We start from the raw sequence: 25,892 nt of genomic DNA on the forward strand, positions 1-25,892 counted from the left end.
GCAAACTTTAATGATAGTTACAATGAAACTTTGTGTGCAAATGTTTTAGCTGCTGGTTCATTTGTCATTAGTGAATTGAATCGAAAAGCATTGATGGAAAAGATTAAAAAGAGGAGTCTAAGAAAAGAATGATAACGCACAGGAGTGTTATAATTAATAACTAGAGGAAACTTGTTTTAGAATCTATACTTCCACTCAATATAAACTAATTAAAAGCCCTTTCCTATTTAACAAAAACAAAAAGACAGGATTCCTATAGTACAGAAATCACTGTCTTTTTGGACCAAAAATAAATGGGAAATGAAAAGTCTATTCATTTCCATTAGATCTAGTATTTAATAAAAAATAAAAAACCACCAAATATGTATTTGGTGGAGACGGTGGGAATCGAACCCACGTCCAGAAATATCGGCACTTAAGCTTCTACGAGTGTAGTCAACATATTCGTATTTCGCTTATTCTTCTGCCTGTTGACAGGCGTCCGATAAGCTAGTCTGGTTGTTCTCTTCCTTCTTCCTCAGACGGTGGAATCCGGCGTAGCCCACTTAAAGTGAGTCCCTGACCCTACCACATGGGCGATGGAGGGAGGAACCGCTAAGCGCTATTAAGCAGCTAAAGCGAAGTTGTTTTGTTGTTTGCCAGTTATAGGCTTTGACGTTTTAACGAGGCCGATCCCCTCGACTCGCAACCTAAGCTCGAACTATCCCTGTCGAATCCGTAGCGTCCCCATTATAAGGATAAAATCAAGTAATTGTTACATTACAAGATTCTTAGCATTTAAGCTTAACGTTTCGGAAGCTCTGAAATAGGAGCTTAAAGTTATGTTGTCTTATCGACATAAATTATTATAACATAACTGGAGCGTATTTCAATTGTAAAGTTTTGGATTACATTTTTTGCCTTTCACGTAAAGCACGTTCAATACTGCGATTTGCTTCTTTACGTTTTAAAGTTTCACGCTTGTCATAGTTCTTTTTACCCTTACCTAGACCAATCAAAACCTTTGCATAGCCATTTTTAAAATACAGTTTCAGTGGAACTAAAGCATAGCCCGCTTCTTTTGTATCCCCGATTAACTTATTAATTTGTTTGCGATGTAATAAAAGCTTTCTTGTTCTTAATGGATCATGATTATAGCGATTTCCTTGTTCATATGGACTGATATGCATCCCTAATAGAAATACCTCGCCATTAATAATCCGCGCATATGATTCCTTCAAATTTACTCTTCCTGCACGAATCGCTTTAATTTCTGTTCCTTGGAGAACAATTCCTGCCTCATAAGTCTCTTCAATAAAATAGTCATGGTTTGCTTTTTTATTCTGTGCTACTAATTTCCCTTCACCTTTTGGCATGTCTCTTCCCCCTACTCTGCCAATAATTTTATCAAAAGAACGCTTAATATACAAACATCCTCTGCATGTGGCTTCTTCATCCAAAAGAAACCACATGCATAAATGCATCTATTTATCTCTTAGCGTTTCTTTTTCTTTCTCTTTGCTTTTGGAACATTCTCGAAGTGTTTTCTATCATTCTTTCCTTTACGTCTTGATTCACCTGTTTTTCCTTTACGATCCGTATCTCTATCTGATTTGCCTTTACGCGGGGCACGAGAGACACTGCCAGTAGAAAATACCTTCCCTTCTTTCTTCGGATCTCTGCGGCGTGTTCCCTTCATTCCAACTATTTCAAAGTCAATGGCACGTTCCTCTTTGTTAACATTCACAACGCGAACAGTAATTTCGTCTCCAATACGGAAAACCTTCCCTGTTCGCTCGCCAATCATAGCAAAATGACGCTCATCATAACGATAGTAATCATCCGTCATATAGCTTACATGGACAAGTCCTTCAATCGTATTCGTAAGTTCCACAAACATACCAAAATTCGTAACAGAACTAATAATACCATCATATTCTTTGCCAATTTTATCAAGCATGTACTCTGATTTTTTCAGTTCATCCGTTTCACGTTCTGCTTCTACTGATCTTCTTTCCATACTAGAGGAGTGCTCAGCAATTTCTGTTAGGCGGCTGTTCCACTTTTCTTGTGTAGCAGAACTAATATCCCCTTCAATTAAATACGTACGAATTAAACGATGTACGATTAAATCCGGATAACGTCTAATCGGCGATGTAAAATGCGTATAAAATTCTGTTGATAAACCAAAATGCCCTAAGCTTTCTGGATAGTATTTAGCCTGCTGCATGGAACGCAGCATGACAGTCGAAATGACCATCTCTTCAGGAGTTCCCTGTACTGACTCAATAATTTCTTGTAACGCTCTTGGATGAACAGAGTTCGCTGTACCTTTCACGATATAACCAAAGTTTGTAATAAACTCGAAAAATCTTCTCAGCTTTTCCTCTTTTGGATCTTCATGAATACGGTAAATAAATGGAACCTGCATCCAATGAAAATGTTCCGCAACTGTTTCGTTGGCAACAAGCATAAACTCTTCAATTAGTTTTTCTGCGACAGAACGTTCTCTTAAAATAACATCCTGTGGCTTTCCATCTTCATCTACAATTACTTTAGATTCTTTAAAGTCAAAATCAATGGCACCACGAGTCATCCGTTTTTTGCGCAGGATGGCTGCTAGCTCCTCCATTCGTTCAAACATCGGGACAAGACCTTCATACTTGGCTCTCAACTCTTCATCTTTATCATGTAGAATCGAGTTCACATCAGCATATGTCATACGTTCCGTTGTTTTAATGACACTTTGAAAAATTTCATGTGAAACTACTTCTCCCTCAGGCGAAATTTCCATCTCACAGGAAAGAGTTAAGCGATCAACCTTGGGATTTAAGGAACAAATTCCATTAGATAAACGGTGCGGAATCATTGGAATAACACGGTCAACTAAATAGACGCTAGTACCTCTCTCCTCGGCTTCTACATCTATTGGTGAGTTTTCCGTTACATAGTAAGAAACATCTGCAATATGAACTCCTAATTTATAATTACCGTTCCCTAACATTGTGACTGTAACGGCATCATCCAAATCTTTCGCATCTGCCCCATCAATCGTGACAATAGTTTCATTGCGCAAATCACGTCTATTGGCAATTTCCTTTTCATCAATCGTATCTGGTGCACTATTCGCTTGTTCTAACACGTTATCTGGAAAGGCAAGTGGTAATCCATGCTTATGAATTACCGATAAAATATCGACACCAGGGTCATTTTTATGTCCTAGTATTTTAACAACTTCTCCCTCAGCATTCTTTCTGCCTTCAGGGTAAGAAGTTAATTTTACGACAACCTTATGACCTTCTATTGCCCCTTTTGTGCTGCCTTTTGGAATAAAAATATCTGTCGCGATTTTTTTGTCATCAGGGATCACAAAGCCAAAATGCTTGCTCTCTGAATATGTACCAACAATTTGCTGTACGCCTCTTTCAATAATTCGTACAATCGTTCCTTCTCTTCTTTGTCCAGAGCTTTCAGAAGTGACACGTGCTAATACAATATCACCATTTAACGCAGTTTTAACTTCATTTGGCGGGATAAAAATGTCATCCATGCCTTGTTCTTCAGGAATAACAAAAGCAAATCCTTTTGCATGACCAGCTAATTTCCCCCGAATAAGGTTCATCTTCTCTGGAAGTCCATAGCGATTGCTTCTTGTCCGAACAACTAGCCCCTTCTCTTCCATCTGTACAAGTGCCTTGACAAAATCTTTAAAGTGAGAAGAATCCTCTATTCCGAAAGCTTCCTCTAGCTCTTGCACGGTTAGTGGTTTATATGCTTCATCTTTCATATAAGTTAATAGCTTCTCGACATTTTCCTTAATTATATCTTCCAAACAAAAAACCTCCTTTACATCTTATTCATTCCAATCTAGTTTTTCTAAAAACTGATAGAAATCTTCAAAAACTTTTTCTTTTTCTTTATCATGTGTAATAACATGTCCAGAGTTTTCATACCATTTAATATCTTTTTGAATCGATTCCACTTCTTCATATATGATATTCGCACTATTTGTATCAATCATTTGATCATGTCGTGCCTGAATAACAAAAACTGGTGAATAAATAAGATCAACCGATTCTCTTACTTCTTTGATTAAATTTTGTAATTCCTTTAATGTATTCATTGGCTTAAATTGAGCCATTTCCTGCTCAATAACTTCTTCTGATTTCTTCTCTCGCTGCTTATAATTACGAGCATATTCAAGTACGCCTTCATACATAACATCTTCACTTTTAATGTACATTGGAGCACACATAGTTACGATACCCTTTACAGGTACAGTGTAACCTAATTTAAGGGAAAATACCCCTCCTAAAGAAAGACCTCCGACGGCAATTTCTTCAAACCCCATCTCCTTTAAATGCTGGTATCCTTCCGTGACATCCTTCCACCAATCCTTTGGACCGTATTCCACTAATTCCTCTGGCGGTACCCCATGACCTTTATATAAAGGTACATAGCAAGTGTAGCCCTTTGTATTTAAATATCTGCCAAGTAAGCGTACATCTGATGTATTTCCCGTAAAGCCATGCAATAAAAGCACTGCACGTTTATTATCTCCTTTAAAAGTTAATGGTTTCTGTTCTACTATTTTCATTAGATAAACGCTCCTTTGTCTTATTATTTTCTCCTTCGCCCTATTCTATAATATAAAGTGACCAATTTATTCGAAAAAGAACTATCCTTTTATTTTAGTAAAAAAGAAAAGAAAGAATCCAGTGATATGATTACACCTTCCTATAGCTCTTTATAAATCTTATTTATGTACAACTCCACTTGTTTTCCGAAAAAAAACCTGACCTTTCTTGGCCAGGTTTTTTTCATCTATACCGAATTTCGTTATTATAGATCAAAATAACTAACTGCAATCGTTAAGACAAAGAATAAAATTGCTAAAACGATTGTTGCATTGTGAAGGATTAATTCTAAACCACGTGCTTTTTGTTTACCAAATAACTGCTCTGCACCACCAGAAATTGCTCCAGATAGTCCAGCACTCTTACCATTTTGAAGAAGTACTACTACGATTAATGCAATCGCAACGATAATCAATAAAGTAATCAAAACTGTGTGTATCATATCAAACACCTCCATTAAAACCAACCTACATTAATTTAAATGTATCATATTTTATGTTTTGTCACAATAGTATGTCGCCTCTTTGTCATAATAATTAGTAGAATACACTTTGGGATAGTAGATAATGATTGAGAAGTCTCTTAAAAAGGATATAGGTATTTCGTTTTTATGTCTGTTATGTTTACGAGTAGAGAGAATGACTCTCTGTTCCCTTCTTCAGGTATCCAGCTAGCTAATGGATACTCCATCTCTCCTAACAAAAGCACATTCTCAACTATAACAAAAACACTCTAGCTTAAAGGAAAACTCCTAAAGCTAGAGTGTTTATCAAGTTAAGACAGGCTTTACTTCCTTATTTTTTAAGGTTGTAGAAAGATTTAAGACCATCGTATACTGCTAATTCGCCAAGCTCGTCTTCGATGCGAAGAAGTTGGTTGTATTTAGCGATACGGTCTGTACGAGATAATGAACCAGTTTTGATTTGACCAGCGTTTGTAGCAACCGCGATGTCAGCGATTGTAGCATCTTCTGTTTCACCAGAACGGTGAGAAACTACTGCTGTGTAACCAGCACGTTTAGCCATTTCGATAGCTTCAAAAGTTTCAGTTAAAGTACCAATTTGGTTAACTTTGATAAGGATTGAGTTTGCAATTCCTTTTTCGATACCTTCAGCTAATTTTTTCGTGTTTGTAACGAATAAATCGTCACCTACTAGTTGTACTTTAGAACCGATACGGTCAGTTAATAATTTGTGACCTTCCCAGTCGTTTTCATCTAAACCATCTTCAATAGAGATGATTGGGAATTCGTTAACTAATTCTTCATAGAAGCTTACTAATTCTTCAGAAGTTAAACCAGTACGGCCTTCTCCTGCAAGATCGTATTTACCAGTTTCTTTGTTGTAGAACTCAGAAGAAGCAACGTCCATACCTAAGAATACATCTTTACCAGGCTCGTATCCAGCTTTTTTGATTGCTTCGATGATTACTTCTAATGCTTCACGGTTAGAACCAAGGTTTGGAGCGAATCCACCTTCGTCACCTACAGCAGTGTTTAAACCTTTTGCATGTAAAACTGCTTTTAATGCATGGAATACTTCAGCACCAGTACGTAGAGCTTCTTTGAAAGTTGGAGCTCCTACTGGTAAGATCATGAATTCTTGGAAATCAACGTTGTTATCAGCATGAGAACCACCGTTGATGATGTTCATCATTGGAGTTGGTAATTGCTTCGCGTTGAATCCACCAAGGTAACGGTATAATGGAAGACCTACTACTTCAGCAGCAGCATGTGCAACAGCCATAGATACACCTAGGATTGCGTTAGCACCTAATTTACCTTTGTTTTCTGTACCATCAAGTTCGATCATTGTTCTGTCGATTCCAACTTGATCTGTAACGTCCATACCGATAATTGCTTCAGCAATTACTTCGTTTACGTTTTCTACTGCTTTAAGAACACCTTTACCAAGGTAACGAGATTTGTCACCATCGCGTAATTCAACTGCTTCGTATTCACCAGTTGAAGCACCAGATGGAACTAGTGCACGACCAAAGAATCCTGATTCAGTTAATACTTCTACTTCTACTGTTGGGTTACCACGTGAATCTAATACTTCACGAGCATATACTTGTTGAATATAAGGCATAATTTTTCTCTCCTTTTAAAATATCTTATTTTTTAATAATAGATGTTCCAGTCATTTCTGCTGGCTTTTCTACACCTAATAAATCTAACATTGTAGGAGCTAAATCTCCTAAAATACCATCTGTACGTAATTCAGCATTTTTATCTGTTACGATAACAGGTACTGGATTTGTTGTATGTGCTGTCATTGGTTTTCCTTCAAGTGTTACCACTTCATCAGAGTTACCATGGTCAGCAGTGATAATAGCTTTACCACCTTTTTGTTCAATTAAAGTGATAATTTTTCCTAAACATTCATCCACTGTTTCAATCGCTTTGATTGTTGGTTCAAGCATTCCGGAGTGCCCAACCATATCAGGGTTTGCGAAGTTTAGAATAATTGCATCAAAATTATCTGCTTCAATTTCCTTCAATAGCGCATCTGTTACTTCATATGCGCTCATTTCAGGTTTTAAATCATAAGTTGCTACTTTTGGTGAATTGATCAAAATACGTTTTTCACCAGGGAACTCTGCTTCACGTCCACCGCTCATAAAGAATGTAACATGTGGATATTTTTCCGTTTCCGCAATACGAAGCTGAGTCAAGCCATTTTGTGCAAGAACTTCCCCTAAAGTGTTATCAAGGTTTGTTGGCTTGAATGCAACATACCCGTTTACTGTTTCACTAAAATGAGTTAAACATACAAAGTAAAGATTTTTTGGATGTTTTTCTCCACGATCAAATGAACGGAAGTCCTCATTTGTGAATGTATTTGAGATTTGAATAGCACGGTCAGGACGGAAGTTATAAAAAATTACAGCATCTTCATCTTCAATCGTTGCAACTGGTTCGCCGTTCTCTTTTGTGATAACAGATGGAAGCACGAACTCATCAAAGATTCCGTTATTGTAATTATCCTCCACTACCTGTAATGGATCGGAATATGCTGGTCCTTCTCCATATACCATTGCGCGGTATGATTTTTCTACTCGGTCCCAACGCTTATCTCTATCCATAGAATAGTAGCGTCCAGAAATAGTAGCAAATTCGCCTACACCGTATTCAGCGATTTTTTCTTGTGTAGCTTTAATGTATTTTTCAGCAGTCTTTTGACCGACGTCTCGACCATCTAAGATACCGTGAATGTATACATTTTCTACTCCCTCTTCTTTAGCTAATCGAAGAAGTGCAAACATGTGCTCAATGTGGCTATGAACTCCACCATCGGATAATAATCCGAATAAATGAAGATTTTTGCCTTTTTCTTTTACATGCTTAATTGCATTAACAAAAGTTTCGTTTTTGTAAAATTCGCCTTCTCTTATAGACAGATTCACTCTTGTTAAACTTTGATATACGATCCGGCCGGCACCGATATTCAAATGTCCAACTTCAGAGTTACCCATTTGTCCTTCTGGAAGACCAACAGCTTCCCCGCTGGCTACTAAAGTAGCATGAGGATAAGAATTCCAATATTTATCGAAATTAGGCTTATTTGCTTGTGCTACTGCATTACCCATGCGTTCGCTTCTTAAAGCAAAACCATCTAAAATGATTAAAGCTACTGGAGATTTACTCATTCTTACCTGCCTCCAATAAAGCTAAAAAGCTTTGAGCTTCTAGGCTAGCTCCGCCTACTAATGCTCCGTCAATATCTGGCTGCGCCATATATTCTTTAATATTTTCAGGCTTAACGCTGCCACCGTATTGGATACGGATTTCTTCTGCAACTTCTGGTGAAAATTGTTCACTTACTACTTTACGAATATGTGCACATACTTCGTTTGCATCTGCAGAAGTAGAAGATTTACCTGTTCCAATTGCCCAGATTGGCTCATATGCAACAACTGTTGCTTTTGCTTGTTCTGGAGTTAAACCATTAAGTGCTTTTGTTACTTGAGTTGCAACAAAGTCATTTGTTTCGCCATTTTCTCTTTGCTCTAGTGTTTCCCCACAGCAAACAATTGGAGTTAAACCATTTTCAAATGCAGCGATTGTCTTTTTGTTAACAGACTCATCTGTTTCATTAAAGAACTCACGACGCTCTGAATGTCCAAGTACTACATATTTTGCACCGATATTTTCTAATGCAACTGGGCTGATTTCGCCAGTGAATGCACCATTTTTTTCGAAATGCATATTTTGTGCACCGATTTTTACATCTGTGCCATCAGTTAATTCTACTAATTGTCCTAAAAATAACGCAGGCGCACAAACAACTGTATCCACTTTTTCACTTGATGGAACAGATGCTTTTACTTCTTGGATAAACTCAACAGCTTCAGGAAGCGTTTTGTTCATTTTCCAGTTACCCGCAATAATTGGTTTGCGCATGTTAAACATCCTTTCATGCATATCTATAAAGATATTATTTGTCGTTTAAAGCCACTACCCCTGGAAGTTCTTTACCTTCCATAAATTCTAATGAAGCACCGCCGCCAGTAGAAATATGACTCATCTTATCTGCTAAATCAAATTTCTCAACTGCTGCTGCAGAATCTCCACCACCAATTACTGAATATGTATCTTGAGATTCAGCAAGTGCTTCAGCTACTGCTTTTGTACCATTTGCGAATGCATCTAATTCGAACACACCCATTGGTCCATTCCAAATTACTAATTTAGAATTTTTAATAACATCTGCATAGATTTCACGTGTTTTAGGTCCGATATCTAATGCTTCCCAATCAGCTGGGATTTCTTCGATAGAAACAGCTTTGATGTTTGCATCATTTGAGAAATCATCTGCAACGATAACATCAACAGGCATATAGAATTTAACGCCTTTTTCTTTTGCCTTTTCCATATAAGATTTAGCAAGATCGATTTTATCTTCTTCTAATAAAGATTTACCAATTTCATGGCCAAGAGATTTAACAAAAGTATAAGCTAAGCCTCCGCCGATAATTAAGTTATCTACTTTATCAAGAAGGTTATCAATTACACCAATTTTATCCTTAACTTTCGCTCCCCCAATGATTGCTGTGAACGGACGGTCAGGATTGGATAAAGCTTTGCCAAGAACATCTAGTTCTTTTTGCATTAATAATCCAGATACTGCTGGAATATAATGAGCAATTCCTTCTGTTGAAGCATGGGCACGGTGTGCAGCACCAAATGCATCATTTACAAATACATCTGCAAGCTCTGCATATTGTTTTGCTAATTCTGCATCATTTTTTTCTTCACCAGCATTGAAACGTACGTTTTCAAGAAGGATTACATCCCCTTCTGATAACTTGCTGATCTGTGCTTTAACAGCTTCACCATATGACTCATCTGCTTTCGCAACTTCTTTCCCTAGTAATTCAGAAAGGCGTTTTGCAACAGGAGTTAAACGCAGCTCTTCTACAACTTCACCTTTTGGACGTCCTAAGTGACTTGCTAGAATAACAATTGCACCACTCTCAACTAATTCCTTAATTGTTGGAAGTGCTGCTTGAATTCTTGTTTCGTCCGTAATTTGTTGATCTTTCATCGGTACATTGAAGTCAACACGAACAAATACTTTTTTCCCTTTTAAATCAATATCACGAATTGTTTTCTTGTTCATTATAGGTACCCTCCACTGCATATTTTTAAAATAGCGGAAACAAAGTTGTTTCCGCTGTTAGATTAAAGGGGGTGCTTATTAACTCGCACATAATTCCATTTATAAAGGGAAATTATTTTGTTGCAAGTTGTGCAAAGTGCTTAACAGTTCTTACTAATTGGTTAGTGTAAGACATTTCGTTGTCATACCAAGCAACTGTTTTAACAAGTTGTTGATCACCAACAGTGATAACTTTTGTTTGAGTTGCATCGAATAATGAACCGTAGCTAATTCCGATAATATCAGAAGAAACAAGCTCTTCTTCAGTGTAACCAAAAGATTCGTTAGCAGCTTCTTTCATTGCAGCGTTGATTTCTTCAACTGTAACTTTTTTATCAAGAACAGTTACAAGCTCAGTTAATGACCCAGTTTTAACTGGAACACGTTGAGCAGCTCCGTCTAATTTACCTTGTAGTTCAGGTAATACTAAACCGATTGCTTTTGCAGCACCAGTTGAGTTAGGAATAATGTTTTCAGCAGCTGCACGAGCACGACGGAAGTCACCTTTTGGATGTGGAGCATCTAAAGTGTTTTGGTCGCCAGTGTAAGCATGGATTGTAGTCATTAAACCAGATACGATACCGTATTTATTTTGAAGAACTTGTGCCATTGGAGCAAGACAGTTAGTAGTACAAGAAGCACCAGAGATAACTGTTTCAGTTCCATCAAGAACATCATGGTTAACATTGTAAACAACTGTTTTCATTTCGCCAGTTGCTGGAGCAGAGATAACTACATTTTTAGCACCTGCTTGAATGTGAGCTTCTGCTTTTTCTTTTGTTGTGAAGAAACCAGTAGATTCGATAACTGTATCTACACCAAGTTCTCCCCATTTAAGATCAGCTGGGTTTCTTTCAGCAGTTGTAACAACTTTTTGACCATTTACTAAGAAGTAACCTTCGTGTACTTCGATTTCACCTTGGAAAGTTCCTTGAGATGAATCATATTTTAAAAGATGTGCTAGCATTTTAGTATCAGTTAAATCATTGATTGCAACCACTTCTAATTCTGGGTTTTCCATGATTTTTCTGAATGCTAAACGTCCGATACGTCCAAAACCGTTAATACCTACTTTTACTGTCATTGTAAATTTCCTCCTCTAATTTTAAGAGTATTAAATATATAAAGGGATTTCCCATTATATCAACTTTTTTGCGGCTCCTTCATCTGTTATTAAAATAGTTGAAGTTGGTGCTTCTTTTAGATAAGCACGAATAGCCTTTGACTTCGATGCTCCACCTGCTACTGCGATGATATTAGGTACAGTAGATAAGTCTTCCAGTCTAAGGCCAATTGTTTGAACCTTGTGGACAACTTCTCCATCTTCATTAAAATAGTACCCAAATGCTTCGCCAACAGCTTCTGCATTTTTAATCTTTTCTAGATCACTTTTGCTGGTATTTCTGCGATTCGCCATTGTAAGCGCCTCGCCAATGCCGTGAACTAAAAGATTTGCGGAACGAATGAGTTTTAATACTTCGCTTATACGAGGATCTGTGGAAATGCTTTTGTACATTTCTTCGCTGACCTCATCAGGAGCGTATAAAACTCGATGTTTAGATGCAGTATGATCTGCCATCATGGAACAAATTGTATTTGCCTGATTTTTAACATCTTCTCCTATTCCACCACGTGCAGGGACAAATAATAATTCTCCATCTGCAATACTAGGTGTCAGTGCCTCTGCAACAGAGGACATAGTAGTCCCACCATTAACTGCGATGATATTATTTCCCTTTAGAAGAGATTTCATACAATTTGCTGTGGCAAGTCCTAATTCTTTTTTTACCCATGGAGAGTGATCACTGTCCCCAGCTACAATGATAACTCGGTTAATACCTAGTTTTCTTTGCAGCAGCTGCTCCATTTCGTTAATACCCGTTACTTCCCTCATTACACTGGAAAGACTTTCCAATACTTCTTCCCCTATCGAAGTGACTGTCATGCCGATGTTTGAAATATGTATAAGCTGCTGATCCTTTAAAAACTCGACTTCACTTCTCAAGACTCTTTCGGTCAGTCCTAGGCTCACTGCCAGACTTCTTCTTCCGACAGGCTGCATATTCTTGATATACTGCAGAATATAGTACCTTTTTTGCATAACTGTAAGTAAATCTGGTAATAATCTTTTTTGAATCTCAATAAATGAAACCATGCTTTTGATGCGCTCCTTCACTTACAGTGGTCGTCAGAAGTCCCACATAGACATTTTCCGTCCCGGGTACTACAAAAAAATAATTCCTTGCTACAAGAACAATTCTAACACCAGTATAGTATGAATTCAACTGATAAGTGTCTATTTTTTGTTAAATTTGGCGAAAAAGTGTCGTTCTATCTTTTCATATTATTTGGAAAAAACTAATTATTATTCATGTTATTGATTTGTTAAGAAAATATACCTTTAAATATGCTTTCTTTATAAGAAAAGCCTTCATTTACTATACTAATCATTTTATGAGAATAACTTTCATCATGATACGAAATCGGATAAAGTTTGTTGATTTTAGCAGTAACGCTGAGGATTAGCCACAAATTAGAGTTTTCAGCCTTAATTATGGGAATATCATCCATACTTCTGATTTATCTGCAAAACCAAAAAGGGTAGAATATTAATTAGGAAAGGATAAATCTGAAAAGAGCGTTAACTGATTGAAAAAAGAGTCTATCTAAATAATTGGATGAATGCCCCCAAAAATTTAGATAAACCCTTTTACAGGAATGCTTAGCGCCCTCGGAGGGAATCGAACCCCCATTTTAAGAACCGGAATCTTACGTGCTATCCGTTGCACCACGAGGGCATTATGTTAAAGTTACGCTTTCATATTATAAGCGAACTTTCCGTTTATTGCAATAGAAGATGTTTAAAAAAAGGTGCAGTGGGTATCATGGAGAAAGGATTGTAACCGGAATAAAGGGATGGTATTTGATAATAGCTTTCTATATCTCCAATAATGAAAAAGATGTCGAATGATATTTTCAGGGAATCAAGCTTTAACGTTTGACCTTAATTGACCATCCGTGTATCATTAGGAATACATACAGTTTAGATGTTTTGCATCTTTCTGAAGAAACAAATACTTATGCTTTACGAACAGATATTAAAAAGGAGGATTTTAAATGAATTTAATTCCTACAGTTATTGAGCAAACAAATAGAGGAGAACGTGCTTACGATATCTACTCTCGTTTATTAAAAGACCGTATTATTATGCTTGGCAGTGCTATCGATGATAATGTTGCTAACTCTATCGTATCACAGCTTTTATTCTTAGAAACAGAAAATCCAGAAAAAGATGTATCTATTTATATCAACAGCCCTGGTGGAAGCATCACTGCAGGTATGGCAATTTATGATACAATGCAGTATATTAAGCCGGATGTCCAAACAATTTGTATTGGTATGGCTGCTTCTATGGGTGCATTCTTACTTGCTGCTGGTGCAAAAGGTAAACGTTATGCATTGCCTAATAGTGAAGTGATGATTCACCAACCACTTGGCGGAGCACAAGGTCAAGCAACTGAAATTGAGATTGCTGCTAAACGTATCTTATTCCTACGCGATAAATTAAACGGTATTTTATCTGAGCGAACTGGTCAACCAATGGAGGTAATCGCAAGAGATACAGAACGCGATAACTTTATGACTGCTGAAAGAGCAAAAGAATATGGTTTAGTTGACCATGTTATCAGTCGTAATTCTCTTGAAGACAAGAAAAATTAATAAAAGAACTCTTAATAATTAAAAAAGGTCGTTCCAAATTAGATTTCTATAGATGATATCCTCTATAAAATCTTCCTATTTGGAACAGCCTTTTTTATTAGGAGAGTATTCTACATATTAAACAGCTTTACTTTAATAATCCTTTTAAATTCTGAAGCGCTTCCACTTCATCGCTGCCATCAACTATTAATTTTATTGTTGCTCCTGAATGAATGGCTAAACCCATTATCCCCATGATACTCTTTGCATTCACTCTTCTTCCATCCTTTTCAATAAACACTTCAGATAAATAGTTACTTGCCTCTTGAACAAATAAAGCTGCGGGTCGTGCTTGAAGTCCAGATTTTAAGTCCACTGTAATCTCTTGCTCTACCATCGAACATCCTCCCCTTCATCAATGTAGTAATATATCTATTATACAAGGAAAAGGAAATTTTTGCTCGATTCACCTCCAATAATATTCAGTTTAGAATAATTTTTCTGATAATAATTCTAAAAAATAAAAATGGATAATATATATCGTTTACTTGATATATTATCCATTTTTATTAATTGACTTTTTCTCCACGACGAAGTGCATCGGCAATTTCATCTATTTTTCTTAGACGGTGATTGATGCCAGATTTACTGATATTACCAGATGACACCATTTCTCCTAATTCTTTTAAAGTTACATCTTGATAGGCAACTCGAAGTTCTGCAATTTCTCTAAGTTTATCAGGTAGAATTTGTAAGCCAACTGTTTTATCAATATAACGAATATTCTCAACCTGTCGTAATGCAGCCCCGATTGTCTTATTTAAATTAGCCGTCTCGCAATTGACTAAGCGGTTAACTGAATTTCTCATATCTCTCACAATTCGAATGTCTTCAAAACGAAGAAGTGCTCCATGGGCTCCGATAATATTAAGAAATTCGGTGATTTTTTCTGCTTCCTTTAAATAAGCAATAAAACCTTTTTTTCTTTCTAGCGTCTTGCTTTTTAATCCAAATGTATTCATTAAATCACTGAGCGCGATAATATGTTCTTTATATAAAGAAGCAATTTCCAAATGGTATGAAGAAGTTTCTGGGTTATTAACCGAACCTCCTGCTAGAAAGGCTCCGCGTAAATAAGATCGTTTACAGCATTTTTTCTTAATTAGGTCTGGTGAGATTTCATGAGTAAACACAAAACCTTCTTTAAGTATACTCAGTTCCTCAAGCACTTCTTTGCCCTGATTAGAAATGCGCACAATATAGACATTGTTCTTTTTCAAACGCATTTTTTTGCGGACTAATAGTTCAACCGGGATATCAAAATACCTTTTTATTAGAGTATAAATTCTTCTTGCGATAGCTGCATTCTCTGTCTGGATATTTACAACTAGCCTCTGGTTAGAAAAGGAAAGTGTCCCATTCATTTGAATTAGTGCTGATAATTCTGCTTTTCCACAACAATTTTTGGCTTCAATTGTTGTTAATTCTTTTTTAGTTTCTGAAGCAAAAGACATGTCCTTCCCCCCTTATAGACTCGGAGCATATTTTTCCAATACCTTGTCTAAAAAGTTACTCTTCCTTCAATCAATAATTGAATAGAGAATTTTCGCCACTTCTAGTGTGTTATGGCGAATAACACCTTGATCAAGCTTAATGATATCACCAGCTATTACATCCAAATCCATCCGTTCCAGCCGATTAATATCAAAAACTACAGGCTTTGCTTTTTCTTCATCATATCTTTGTTGTATATTTGCAGGAATATTCGTTTTGTTCACGATTATTGTATCAATAAATGGCTTTTCTACATGTTCATATAATGCTTTCACATGATCACTCGCCGTATAATCGGATGTTTCTCCTGCTTGTGTCATTATATTGCACACATAAACTTTTTTTGCTTTCGCTTCTCGGACTGCCTCTTTGATTTCTGGAACTACTAAGTTTGGCAAGATACTAGTGTATAAGCTTCCAGGCCCCATCACAATTAAGTCGGCTTGCTCGATAGCATGTATCGTTTCAGGAAGCGGCTCAGAATCTTCGGGAGTAAGGAAAACTTTCTTTATCTTTTTCCCAGCCTCCGGAATATTAGATTCTCCCACTACTACCGTTCCATCTTCCATTACCGCATTTAAGATAACACTATGACTAGTCGCAGGTAATACTTTACCACGAACATTAAGTACTTTGCTCATTTCTTGAATCGCATAGGTAAAATTACCAGTAATGGAAGTCATGGCAGCTAAGATTAAATTACCTAATGAATGTCCATCTAAATCCTTGCTATTCGTGAAGCGATGTTGAAACATTTCCTCCACTAAGGGCTCGACATCCGATAACGCGGCTAACACATTACGAACGTCTCCAGGAGCAGGGATATCGAGGTCCTCTCTTAACCTTCCAGAGCTTCCTCCGTCATCGGCTACTGTTACGATTGCCGTTATATCTACTGGATACTTTTTCAATCCACGCAGAAGCACAGAAAGGCCAGTTCCTCCTCCGATGATTACAATTCTTGGCTGTTCCTTTTCACTCATGCCTGTTGGTCCTTTCTCCTCTCCATATCACGGTGAGCAATAGCAATATTATATTCTTTTTCAAAATGATGGCCGATATACTCAGCTAATGCAACAGATCGATGCTGTCCCCCGGTACAGCCAATCGCAATAACAAGCTGCGATTTTCCTTCTCTCTTATATTGGGGCAGCATAAATGTTAATAAATCAATGACTTTTTCTAAAAATTGGCCTGTTTCCGTCCATTTCAATACATAACTAGATACCTCTACATCTAATCCAGTTTTTGGTCTCATATGCTCAACGTAATGAGGGTTTGGTAAAAAACGCACATCAAATACTAAATCCGCATCAATAGGAAGTCCATGTTTAAATCCAAAACTCATCACATTTACAGTAAAGATAGATTGTTTATTAACAGAGAATTCTTTTAAAATCTTTTCGCGTAGTTCTCTCGGAGAGCTTTGTGATGTATTATAAATAATTTGTGCTCTCCCTTTGAGTTCTTCTAACAATTCTCGTTCCAATTTAATTCCTTCTAAAGGAAGCCCAGCCGGTGCAAGGGGATGAACTCTTCTAGTCTCCTTATATCTTCTAACAAGGGCGCTGTCATCAGCGTCAAGAAAAAGAATCTTGGGAACAACCCAGGAAGTTGCCAAATCATCTAATGCAGTAAACAAATCATCAAAAAATTCTCTCCCCCGCAAATCCATCCCAAGAGCAACCTTATTCATCTTATTCTCCGACTCTTTCATAAGTTCGAGAAACTTAGGTAAAAGTGTAGGTGGTAAGTTGTCCACACAAAAAAAACCTAAGTCTTCAAAGCTTTGAATAACAACTGTCTTTCCTGCTCCTGACATTCCTGTGATGATTACGACTTGTGGTTCCATTTTAATTCCCCCTATAAATCTTTAGCTTGGATCTAATCGGTAACTAATTAATTCGAAATCTGGTGTATAAGTAAATGTTCCATAGATTATTCCATTTCCATGGATCATGTAATCTAAAATATGATAATCGCCCTCAGCCATTGGCAAATTTTTCACATCATCTAAATCGTGCCAGACAATTTTCCCTTCAGCTGATTCGTCTACATTGACACCATCTGCATTCGTAGAGAAAAAGGTGAACATCATCCACTCCGATATAATTTTATCTCCCTCTTTAATAATAAAGGTAAAAATTCCTTTGATGTTAGGATTTCGTAAATAAATACCTGTTTCTTCTCTATACTCACGAATACAGGAATCTCTCACAGACTCTCCCGGCTCCATTTTTCCGCCAGGCGCTACCCACCAGCCACGTCTTGGTTTTTGTAGCAATAAGACTTTATTATCTTTAAGTAACAAACAATTCGTCACACGTTGCAAAATTATTCACCCCAATTTTCTCTATATGTAGGCACTGCTTTTTATCCATTCCTTTTATTATACTATTATTGTCATGCCCCCACAATCAATTGCCTTTTCCAATTATGAAGGATTCTTTATTCCTGACAGAGAAATGATTATATATCTTTAGAAAAGGATGTGGGTACTTTTGTATGTTAACCTTGTTAAAAAGGATTTAAAGTTAAGAAAATTAGAAGCACTCTTAAAACGCGGAGATAAACATTCGGCCATCAAAAAAGATGTTTCGATTTATTTACGGGGCTATAAAGGAGAAAAGCATCTAACCTATTATCTCGATTTTATCCCTGAGAAAGATTGCTTTATTATTCATAACCTTCGTTTATACGATGGAAAATCTTATTTCCAAATCGACTATCTCTTGTTGACACATTGCTTTTTTATTATTATTGATTGTAAAAACTATTTAGGCACATTACTATTTGATACAAACTTAAACCAATTTACCCGAACACGAAATAATCAAGAAGAGGGTTACCTGGATCCCATCTCTCAAGTAAAAAGATTAAAGCACCAACTAGAATCATTCTTACAAAAACGCCACTTTCCTATTCCTCCTATCGAGCCAATCGTTATTATATCCAAACCTTCTACTATAATAAAAGGGAATCCCTCGATAAAAAATCATGTTTTCCACAGTCATAGTTTTCTTGAAAAATGGGATCAATTACAAAGAAAATACAAAGGAAATATTCTCGATGACAAAAACCTTCGCAAAATCTCCAAATTCCTGCGCAAGCATCACACTCCAGATCATACTAATGTATTGGAAAAATACAATTTAAGCAAAGAGGATATTATAACAGGCGTTCAGTGTCCACATTGCATGGCATTTGCAATGGTTAGAAAAAAGCGCAGCTGGTTTTGTCCATCCTGTTCCACATTTGATAGAAAAGCCCATATTAAAGCAGTGGAAGATTATTTCCTTTTAATCAAACCTTCTATAACCAGTAAGGAATTTCGTGAATTTGTCCATATTTCTTCCAAAGATACCGCTAATCGACTTCTTGTCTCGATGAAATTACCTTATACAGGTGAAAATCGAGGAAGAATTTATTACCCGACAAAAGATTTTTTGGAATAAGTAGCAGTTATTACACTATATTCGCGTAATTACCTCTTAAATTCGCGAAATACACAAAGTATTCGCGAAAACATTCCAGTTATTCGCGAAAAATAACATTTATCAGCCAAAGCCTAAATCGAGCAAAATCCATAAAAAAAGGCATAGGCTCCATTTTTGAGCCTATGCTAAAAAATATATCTTAAAAGGGGGTCAATTTCTATTTCTATGATACCCTAACTATGTTTCACTACTGTTACATTCCAATTAAAACGTAATGACACTTTCTTATGCTTGTTGTTTTAGCTCTTCAGCCAGCTCTTCTACATAGTGCTGTGCACTTTGCGCTGCGATACTTCCGTCTCCTGTTGCTGTAACAATTTGACGAAGTGTTTTTTCACGAATATCACCAGCTGCAAAAATTCCAGGCACCTTCGTTTCCATTTGGTCATTCGTTTCAATATAACCATTTTCATTGGTAATTCCTAAGCTTTCGAAAGGTTTAGATAATGGTACCATGCCAATGTATATAAAGACACCATCTGCCTCTAATTCTTGCTCGGTCTGATCTACTGTTGAAACAAGTGTCACACTGCCAACTTTGCCCTCTTTTTCATTAATGGACTTAATGGTATGGTTCCAGATAAAGTCCACTTTTTCATTATCAAACGCTCTTTTTTGCAGGATTTTCTGTGCTCTTAATTCGTCACGTCTGTGCACAATGGTAACTTGGGAAGCAAAACGAGTTAAGTATACCCCTTCTTCAACAGCTGAATCTCCGCCTCCAATGACGAATAATCGCTTATTCTTAAAGAATGCTCCGTCACAAACAGCACAATAAGATACGCCGCGTCCACCTAATTCTTTTTCCCCAGAAACTCCAACTTTTTTATATTCTGCTCCTGTTGAGATAATAATAGATCTTGCTTTAAATTCTTTTGATCCAGCCTTAACTGTTTTATATTCTTTTCCGTCCACTATTTCCTTAATGTCACCATATGCGTATTCTGCACCGAATTTTTTCGCATGATTAAACATTTTATTGGATAAATCTGGTCCTAAGATACTTTCAAATCCAGGGAAATTTTCTACATCTTCTGTATTTGCCATTTGCCCGCCTGGTATTCCTCTTTCAATCATTAATGTAGAAAGATTAGCACGAGATGTATATACGGCAGCTGTCATTCCAGCTGGTCCTGCTCCAATTATAATAACATCATAAATTTTTTCTTCCGTCATTTCAAAAACTCCTTTTCCATTAACTACCCAATGCATCTATTAGAATCCACATTGTCCATTTATTATTATAAGTATGATTATCTATTACTATCCTATAAAACAATCTCTTATCCGTCCAAATATCTGCTCATAAATAGTTATAATAAGTTCTTTAATTTCTTTGCCTCATTTTCTTCTTGATTTCTTTATCACTATATGCCTTTTTATTATTTTCCCAATTTGGTTTTAATAAATCTAGTTCTTCATCATGCCGAATTTAAAAATTCCCCAATTTTTATTTTTAATTCTCCTTTTTACTTAAAAATTACTCTTAAAACGAGGAGATAAAATGTCACTAATTGGTTTGGTTTCACTCTTTGTATTACATCCATATTCCAGATGAAATGTATGGCACTCTACATCTTGTATTTTACTTATATGGAAAACTTCATATCAAACATCACATAGATTAATTATAACTGTTTTTATTATATATTTAATTAGGCTTTTTAAAAGCTTATAAAAAAGAAGCAGTCCAATTCCTAACTGCTTCTTACTACTATTTATTCAATAAATGCATAAAACATCAAAATAATGGAATCTTAGCTATAGATGGGCTGCATAAAATTCTTCATTGATTTTATATATTTTTGTAAAGTAGAGGTAGAAAGTCCATAATGATTAGCAATTTCTTGCTGAGTTTTTTTCTTCTCGCGAGATTGACTCCACAGATAGTCAATAGCAGCTGCACTCGCAATACAATTTTTAAATAAAGCTCCAGCTGTTTGCATTTCCATGACAGCTGAAAACCATAATAAATATAAACTAGTTTCTTCCGTACCAATTGGATGATAGTTGGTATAAATTTGTTCGGCTGTATGATGTGCAACATATAAGAATGGATCCTCTATCTCAGTGCCATTCTTCACAAAATCACGATAATCTTTTTCTATTTGTGTAAAAACATTCTGTTGCTGAAAAACAGAAGAAGACAGAATCTTATCTTTTTGAGAAGATATTGAAGTTAAAAAAGTAGCAAACATTCGCTCCTCAGCATGGCTGCTTTCAAATCTTTTGAGAATGGAGCTTACATGCTCCTCAAATCCATTGATTGTATATTCCAAATTATTCCAAGGCTCTTGTCCTTCTTTTTCAGGATGAATATCCATTACCTTTTTCCATGCTTTCTTTGCCGTTTGCTTATTTCCTGTGTAATAAGCTGCGTAAGATAACCAATAGTAAAAAGAACCGTCTCCCTGAAATCCTTGTTTATAAATCTTCTTCAACCAGAAATAGGCTGTATCATATTCACCAATAAGTGCGAAAGTGGTCCCTAGTTTGAACTGATGATCAATAGAAATAGGGTTGATTTTTCTTAATATAGCAGCCATTTCTTTCACATGCCTATCGTTATTTTGATAATAAGCAAATACAAGTTTATTACATAAAGCATGTAAGTTTCCGATATTATTCGTTAAAACATGCTCCAAAATCTCACTGGCCTTTTCCGATTGTCCTAGGTAGAAGTGTGCTAACGCTAAATTGTTATATGCTGACCAATATTCTGGATAATCTTGAATAACCTTTGTTAAAGCTTCCACAGCCTGCGCAAAGTTACCAGATTCAAGCAGAGCCCTTGCCTGTTCCTGTCTTGTAATAAGATCTTCTTCCTCGTTAGCTTCCTCTTCCTCGAGCTCCTCTGATTCAAGAGATAACACTTCCATAAGATCTTCCGTATCCTCTACAAATTCCCCATCTTTATCTAAACTTAAATATAGTTTTGCATGATAATATGCATCTTTAAAAAATCCCAAATGGGCGTAATTATTCGCTAGGAAATAATAACACTCAACCATGTCCTCATCTAATTCTTCAATAATAACATGGAGAAGTTCATTAGATTTTTGATATTCTCCAATATCTGCATAAACGACTGCAAGCTGACATGCAATCATTGGTTCTCCCGGTTCTAACGCCAGTGCTCTTTGCAAATATTTAAGGGATTTATAATAATCTCTTTGATGATATGCCTTAATTCCTTTGTTAAAATAAAATTCGCCTGTAGGATTAAATGTAATAAGTTTACCCACTGGTTGTACTCTATCTGAGTTTTTATTCATAAATCCTCCAATATATATGTTCCCTTATCAAGCTGCATTATAAAGTTCCTATTAACTCAACAAGTATACCATACTAAATACAAATCCGAGAAGAGTCAATGCCTTTTTGGAAAAACTTTTAGAGGAGAGAATTTAAATAAAAGAGACATGTGTGGAAAAGAGAGCGGCCCTCTAGATGAACCATTCTCTAGTTTGCTTACTTCCCTGTCTTTTCTTCATGGCGCGCTTCTAGCACCTGCAAAATCTCAGAAAATGGAAGTTTTTGTTCTCGTAATAAGACAAATAAATGGTAAAGAAGGTCAGATGCTTCCCACTTCAATTCTTCTGAGTCGCGATTTTTTGCAGCAATAATAACTTCGGCGGCTTCTTCGCCAACTTTCTTGAGAATTTTATCTACTCCCTTTTCAAATAGATACGTTGTATAGGTACCTTCTGGGCGCTTAATATCTCTTTCTTCAATAACTTTTTCTAAGTTAGCAAGAATTTGATAGTCCGCTGAAGTTACATCCCTTTCTTTGTTTTGATACATACTGTCTACAAAACAGCTTGTTGTTCCATTATGGCAAGCGGGTCCATTCGGTTGAATCAGTACTACTAATGCATCTTGATCACAGTCGTATTTTATTTCTACAATAGATTGTGTATTTCCACTTGTTCCTCCTTTATGCCATAATTCCTGTCTAGACCTGCTATAAAACCATGTCTCTCCGGTGCTCATGGATTTTTCTAATGATTCTTTATTCATATAAGCCAGGGTTAACACCTCTTTTGTCACAACATCCTGTACGACAGCAGGTATTAATCCTTTTTCATCAAATTTCAATTCATCTAATATCATCTTACAAGCACTCCTTTTTCCTTTAAATAGCTCTTCACTTCCAAAACAGATGTTTCTTTATAATGGAAAATGGAAGCCGCAAGTGCAGCATCAGCTTTGCCATCTTTAAATGCCTCTTCAAAATGTGCGGCGTTGCCGGCTCCTCCAGAAGCGATTACTGGAACAGAAACAGCCTCACTTACCGCTTTGGTCAATGCTAAGTTAAATCCCTTCTTCTCCCCATCCGTATCCATGCTTGTTAATAATATTTCTCCTGCTCCTAAAGCAACAGCCTCTTTTGCCCATGTGATTACATCCTTATCTACTGGTTTCCTTCCACCATGGGTATAGACACGCCATGTACCAAGCTCAGTATCATATTTAGCATCAATGGCAACAACGATACATTGAGATCCAAAAAAATTAGCTCCCTCTTCAATCAAAGCAGGATTTAACACTGCTGCTGTATTTAAAGATACTTTATCGGCACCAGCCCGCAGAATCTTCTTCATATCTTCTAGGGAGTTTATTCCTCCTCCAACAGTAAAAGGAATTGCAAGCTCGGATGCAACTTCTTTTACTACCTCCACCATTGTTTTTCTACCTTCATGTGATGCAGAAATGTCGAGAAATACAAGCTCATCTGCTCCTTGTTCATCATAGAAACGCGCTAATTCAACGGGATCCCCCGCATCTCTTAATTGAACAAATTGAATTCCTTTGACCACACGTCCCTCTTTTACGTCTAAACATGGAATAATTCGCTTCGTTAACATTAATAAACTCCTCTCACCATATCCAGTTACTTCCCATTCAATCGTTCTAAAGCCTCTCGGAGCGTGAATCTTTTTTCATATAATGCTTTACCAATAATGGCACCTTTAGAGTCGCTTTCCTTTAGTTGGTTCAAATCTTGTATACTGCTGATTCCGCCAGATGCGATCACTTCTTTTTTCGTTATCAGAGCCATTTCTTCAATCGCTTTAACATTGGGTCCACTTAGCATTCCATCTGTTGCAATATCCGTAAAAATAAAAGTTTCCGCCCCAGCATCTGCAAAGCGTTTTCCAAGTTCTACTGCTTTTACTTCTGAAGTGGACAGCCAACCATGTGTCGCAACAAATCCATTTTTTGCATCGATACCTATCACTATTCCCTTTCCATATTTGCGGATCATCTTGATCGCAAAGTCTGGCTGTGAAACAGCGATACTGCCAATTATTACTCTTGTTATCCCATTCTCAAGGTAATGGACAATATCTTCTTCTTTCCTAATACCGCCACCAATTTGCACTTTTACCCCTAATTTTGTTGCTGTATCAATGACAAATTGATCATTTACTTTCTTGCCGTCCTTCGCACCATCTAGATCAACCATATGAATCCACTTCGCACCTTGGTCTACAAAGCTTTTTGCCATATCAAATGGTGAATCTCCATAAATAGTTTCTTTTTCATAATCCCCTTGCAGTAAACGAACACACTTTCCGCCTCGCATATCAATGGCTGGATATAAAGTAAAGGTCATCTTGTTTATCCTTTCTGTATTAAATTTGCGAAGTTGCTTAATAATTGCATTCCCAATTTGCTACTTTTCTCTGGATGAAATTGCATGCCAAACACATTGTTTCTTCCTACTACTGCTGGAACCTCTTTATCATAGGAACAGCTTGCTATAATAACGTCTTCTTTTGTTTCTGCATAATAAGAATGCACAAAATAAACGAAATCATCGTTCAAATCAGGTGTGACTAAAGACTCTCTTTTAAAATGCAGCTTATTCCAGCCAATATGAGGAACTTTATAGGCAGTACCATCACCTGTAATGCCAGGAAAGCGAACCACTTTTCCAGGTAATAAATTTAACCCTTCACTATATCCATACTCCTCACTTGATTCGAACAATAACTGCATCCCCAAGCAAATGCCTAACAAAGGCCTCCCACTATCAACAAATACAGAAATCATTTCAGATAGGCCCGTCTTCTTTAATTTTTCCATTGCATCTTTAAACGCTCCTACGCCTGGAAGAATCAATGCATCTGCCTGAAGTAATCTATCTTTATCCTCTGAAATAAAATAGGGAGCATCTAATCTTTCTAACGCTTTACTTACGCTGAACAAATTCCCCATTCCATAGTCAATAATTCCGATCATTTACAGCATCCCTTTCGTGGAAGGAATCCCCTTTATTCTAGGGTCAATTGTTGTTGCTTCATCTAATGCTCGTGCCATTGCTTTAAAGATTGCTTCGATCATATGATGAGTATTTTTCCCATAATGCAAAATAACGTGAAGATTCATTCTAGCTTCTAACGCTAGTTTCCAGAGAAACTCATGTACCAGTTCTGTATCAAAGGTTCCTACTTTATCATTTGGAAACTCTGCTCGGAATTCTAAATGAGGTCTATTGCTTAAATCGATAACCACTTGTGCTAATGTTTCATCCATCGGCACAAAGCTATTCCCATAGCGTTTAATCCCTCTTTTATCTCCAAGCGCATCTTTAATAGCCAATCCTAAACATATCCCAATATCCTCTGTCGTATGGTGATCATCTACTTCAATATCTCCATTCGCTTGGACTGTTAAATTAAATTGGCCATGTTTGGTAAATAAGTCGAGCATATGATTCATAAATGGTACACCTGTATCTAGTTCAGAAACTCCTTCTCCGTCTACATTAAACGATAACTGAATGTTCGTCTCACCTGTTTTTCTACTAATTGCAGCCGTCCTTGCCATTTTCCTTCCTCCTTTTATTATGTAGG

General features: G+C 36.6%; 24 protein-coding genes, 1 tRNA gene and 1 other RNA gene. 2 read left to right on the plus strand and 24 right to left on the minus strand.

Annotated elements, in window-relative coordinates:
• Positions 1-369 precede the first annotated feature (369 nt).
• The 12 genes from ssrA to NSQ92_RS17215 all read right to left on the minus strand — a co-directional run bounded on the left by ssrA (position 370) and on the right by NSQ92_RS17215 (position 13,077).
• Positions 370-728: a transfer-messenger RNA gene (gene ssrA / locus NSQ92_RS17160) on the minus strand.
• 159 nt (positions 729-887) lie between these two features.
• Entirely contained in the window at positions 888-1,355 is a 468-nt protein-coding gene (gene smpB / locus NSQ92_RS17165; RefSeq protein ID WP_016203855.1) for an SsrA-binding protein SmpB, read from the minus strand.
• 119 nt (positions 1,356-1,474) lie between these two features.
• Positions 1,475-3,766 (minus strand): ribonuclease R, encoded by a 2,292-nt coding sequence (gene rnr, locus NSQ92_RS17170; RefSeq protein ID WP_445669272.1) that lies wholly within the window; start codon positions 3,764-3,766, stop codon positions 1,475-1,477.
• Positions 3,767-3,832: 66 nt separating this feature from the next.
• Positions 3,833-4,576 carry an alpha/beta hydrolase gene (locus tag NSQ92_RS17175; RefSeq protein WP_047943789.1) on the minus strand — a complete coding sequence of 248 codons (744 nt, stop codon included), beginning with the start codon at positions 4,574-4,576 and terminating at the stop codon, positions 3,833-3,835.
• A gap of 245 nt (positions 4,577-4,821) precedes the next feature.
• Entirely contained in the window at positions 4,822-5,055 is a 234-nt protein-coding gene (gene secG, locus NSQ92_RS17180; protein WP_031540682.1) for a preprotein translocase subunit SecG, read from the minus strand.
• 355 nt (positions 5,056-5,410) lie between these two features.
• Positions 5,411-6,706, minus strand: a complete 1,296-nt coding sequence (gene eno / locus NSQ92_RS17185; protein ID WP_047943788.1) for a phosphopyruvate hydratase — start codon at positions 6,704-6,706, stop codon at positions 5,411-5,413.
• Positions 6,707-6,731: 25 nt separating this feature from the next.
• Positions 6,732-8,267 carry a 2,3-bisphosphoglycerate-independent phosphoglycerate mutase gene (gene gpmI, locus NSQ92_RS17190; protein ID WP_047943787.1) on the minus strand — a complete coding sequence of 512 codons (1,536 nt, stop codon included), beginning with the start codon at positions 8,265-8,267 and terminating at the stop codon, positions 6,732-6,734.
• Complete coding sequence (gene tpiA, locus NSQ92_RS17195) at positions 8,260-9,021, minus strand: triose-phosphate isomerase (RefSeq protein ID WP_047943786.1); 762 nt, start codon at positions 9,019-9,021, stop codon at positions 8,260-8,262. The genes gpmI and tpiA overlap by 8 nt, the downstream gene beginning before the upstream one ends.
• Before the next feature lie 34 nt (positions 9,022-9,055).
• Entirely contained in the window at positions 9,056-10,240 is a 1,185-nt protein-coding gene (locus NSQ92_RS17200) for a phosphoglycerate kinase (protein WP_047943785.1), read from the minus strand.
• Between the two features lie 112 nt (positions 10,241-10,352).
• The gene (gap, locus tag NSQ92_RS17205) at positions 10,353-11,363 is read right to left on the minus strand and encodes a type I glyceraldehyde-3-phosphate dehydrogenase (protein WP_047943784.1); all 1,011 of its coding nucleotides are present in this window, start codon (positions 11,361-11,363) and stop codon (positions 10,353-10,355) included.
• Positions 11,364-11,417: 54 nt separating this feature from the next.
• Positions 11,418-12,434 (minus strand): sugar-binding transcriptional regulator, encoded by a 1,017-nt coding sequence (locus NSQ92_RS17210; RefSeq protein ID WP_047943783.1) that lies wholly within the window; start codon positions 12,432-12,434, stop codon positions 11,418-11,420.
• A 571-nt stretch (positions 12,435-13,005) separates the two neighbouring features.
• Positions 13,006-13,077: transfer RNA gene (locus tag NSQ92_RS17215), tRNA-Arg, on the minus strand.
• A gap of 319 nt (positions 13,078-13,396) precedes the next feature.
• Between NSQ92_RS17215 and clpP the strand changes: the two genes are divergently transcribed.
• The gene (gene clpP / locus NSQ92_RS17220) at positions 13,397-13,999 is read left to right on the plus strand and encodes an ATP-dependent Clp endopeptidase proteolytic subunit ClpP (protein WP_047943782.1); all 603 of its coding nucleotides are present in this window, start codon (positions 13,397-13,399) and stop codon (positions 13,997-13,999) included.
• A 127-nt stretch (positions 14,000-14,126) separates the two neighbouring features.
• Here clpP and NSQ92_RS17225 read toward each other — a convergent pair whose 3' ends face one another.
• The 5 genes from NSQ92_RS17225 to NSQ92_RS17245 all read right to left on the minus strand — a co-directional run bounded on the left by NSQ92_RS17225 (position 14,127) and on the right by NSQ92_RS17245 (position 17,864).
• Positions 14,127-14,375: an HPr family phosphocarrier protein gene (locus NSQ92_RS17225; protein ID WP_047943781.1), complete on the minus strand. Its 249-nt coding sequence runs from the start codon at positions 14,373-14,375 to the stop codon at positions 14,127-14,129.
• A 172-nt stretch (positions 14,376-14,547) separates the two neighbouring features.
• The gene (gene whiA / locus NSQ92_RS17230) at positions 14,548-15,492 is read right to left on the minus strand and encodes a DNA-binding protein WhiA (protein ID WP_047943780.1); all 945 of its coding nucleotides are present in this window, start codon (positions 15,490-15,492) and stop codon (positions 14,548-14,550) included.
• A gap of 66 nt (positions 15,493-15,558) precedes the next feature.
• Entirely contained in the window at positions 15,559-16,515 is a 957-nt protein-coding gene (locus tag NSQ92_RS17235) for a gluconeogenesis factor YvcK family protein (protein WP_047943779.1), read from the minus strand.
• The gene (gene rapZ / locus NSQ92_RS17240) at positions 16,512-17,384 is read right to left on the minus strand and encodes an RNase adapter RapZ (protein WP_047943778.1); all 873 of its coding nucleotides are present in this window, start codon (positions 17,382-17,384) and stop codon (positions 16,512-16,514) included. Before rapZ ends, NSQ92_RS17235 begins: the two co-directional genes overlap by 4 nt.
• Before the next feature lie 21 nt (positions 17,385-17,405).
• The gene (locus NSQ92_RS17245; RefSeq protein WP_047943777.1) at positions 17,406-17,864 is read right to left on the minus strand and encodes an NUDIX hydrolase; all 459 of its coding nucleotides are present in this window, start codon (positions 17,862-17,864) and stop codon (positions 17,406-17,408) included.
• Positions 17,865-18,033: 169 nt separating this feature from the next.
• On the opposite strand from NSQ92_RS17245, the gene NSQ92_RS17250 reads away from it, so the two are divergent.
• A complete protein-coding gene (locus tag NSQ92_RS17250; protein ID WP_341152981.1) occupies positions 18,034-18,987 on the plus strand; it encodes a nuclease-related domain-containing protein in 954 nt (317 codons plus the stop codon).
• A 267-nt stretch (positions 18,988-19,254) separates the two neighbouring features.
• Here NSQ92_RS17250 and trxB read toward each other — a convergent pair whose 3' ends face one another.
• From trxB to hisB, 7 genes are all read right to left on the minus strand, one after another.
• Positions 19,255-20,205, minus strand: a complete 951-nt coding sequence (trxB, locus tag NSQ92_RS17255) for a thioredoxin-disulfide reductase (protein ID WP_251688335.1) — start codon at positions 20,203-20,205, stop codon at positions 19,255-19,257.
• 581 nt (positions 20,206-20,786) lie between these two features.
• Complete coding sequence (locus tag NSQ92_RS17260; protein ID WP_095258585.1) at positions 20,787-22,304, minus strand: tetratricopeptide repeat protein; 1,518 nt, start codon at positions 22,302-22,304, stop codon at positions 20,787-20,789.
• Between the two features lie 196 nt (positions 22,305-22,500).
• Positions 22,501-23,142: a bifunctional phosphoribosyl-AMP cyclohydrolase/phosphoribosyl-ATP diphosphatase HisIE gene (gene hisIE / locus NSQ92_RS17265; RefSeq protein ID WP_047943773.1), complete on the minus strand. Its 642-nt coding sequence runs from the start codon at positions 23,140-23,142 to the stop codon at positions 22,501-22,503.
• Complete coding sequence (gene hisF, locus NSQ92_RS17270; RefSeq protein ID WP_047943772.1) at positions 23,139-23,897, minus strand: imidazole glycerol phosphate synthase subunit HisF; 759 nt, start codon at positions 23,895-23,897, stop codon at positions 23,139-23,141. The genes hisIE and hisF overlap by 4 nt, the downstream gene beginning before the upstream one ends.
• Positions 23,898-23,923: 26 nt before the next feature.
• Entirely contained in the window at positions 23,924-24,649 is a 726-nt protein-coding gene (gene hisA / locus NSQ92_RS17275) for a 1-(5-phosphoribosyl)-5-[(5-phosphoribosylamino)methylideneamino]imidazole-4-carboxamide isomerase (RefSeq protein WP_047943771.1), read from the minus strand.
• A 5-nt stretch (positions 24,650-24,654) separates the two neighbouring features.
• Complete coding sequence (gene hisH, locus NSQ92_RS17280) at positions 24,655-25,278, minus strand: imidazole glycerol phosphate synthase subunit HisH (protein ID WP_341152982.1); 624 nt, start codon at positions 25,276-25,278, stop codon at positions 24,655-24,657.
• Positions 25,279-25,866, minus strand: a complete 588-nt coding sequence (gene hisB / locus NSQ92_RS17285; RefSeq protein WP_095258582.1) for an imidazoleglycerol-phosphate dehydratase HisB — start codon at positions 25,864-25,866, stop codon at positions 25,279-25,281.
• Positions 25,867-25,892 lie beyond the last annotated feature (26 nt).

The sequence above is a fragment of the Niallia sp. FSL M8-0099 genome (assembly GCF_038006945.1).
Classification (GTDB): Bacteria; Bacillota; Bacilli; order Bacillales; family Cytobacillaceae; genus Niallia; species Niallia circulans.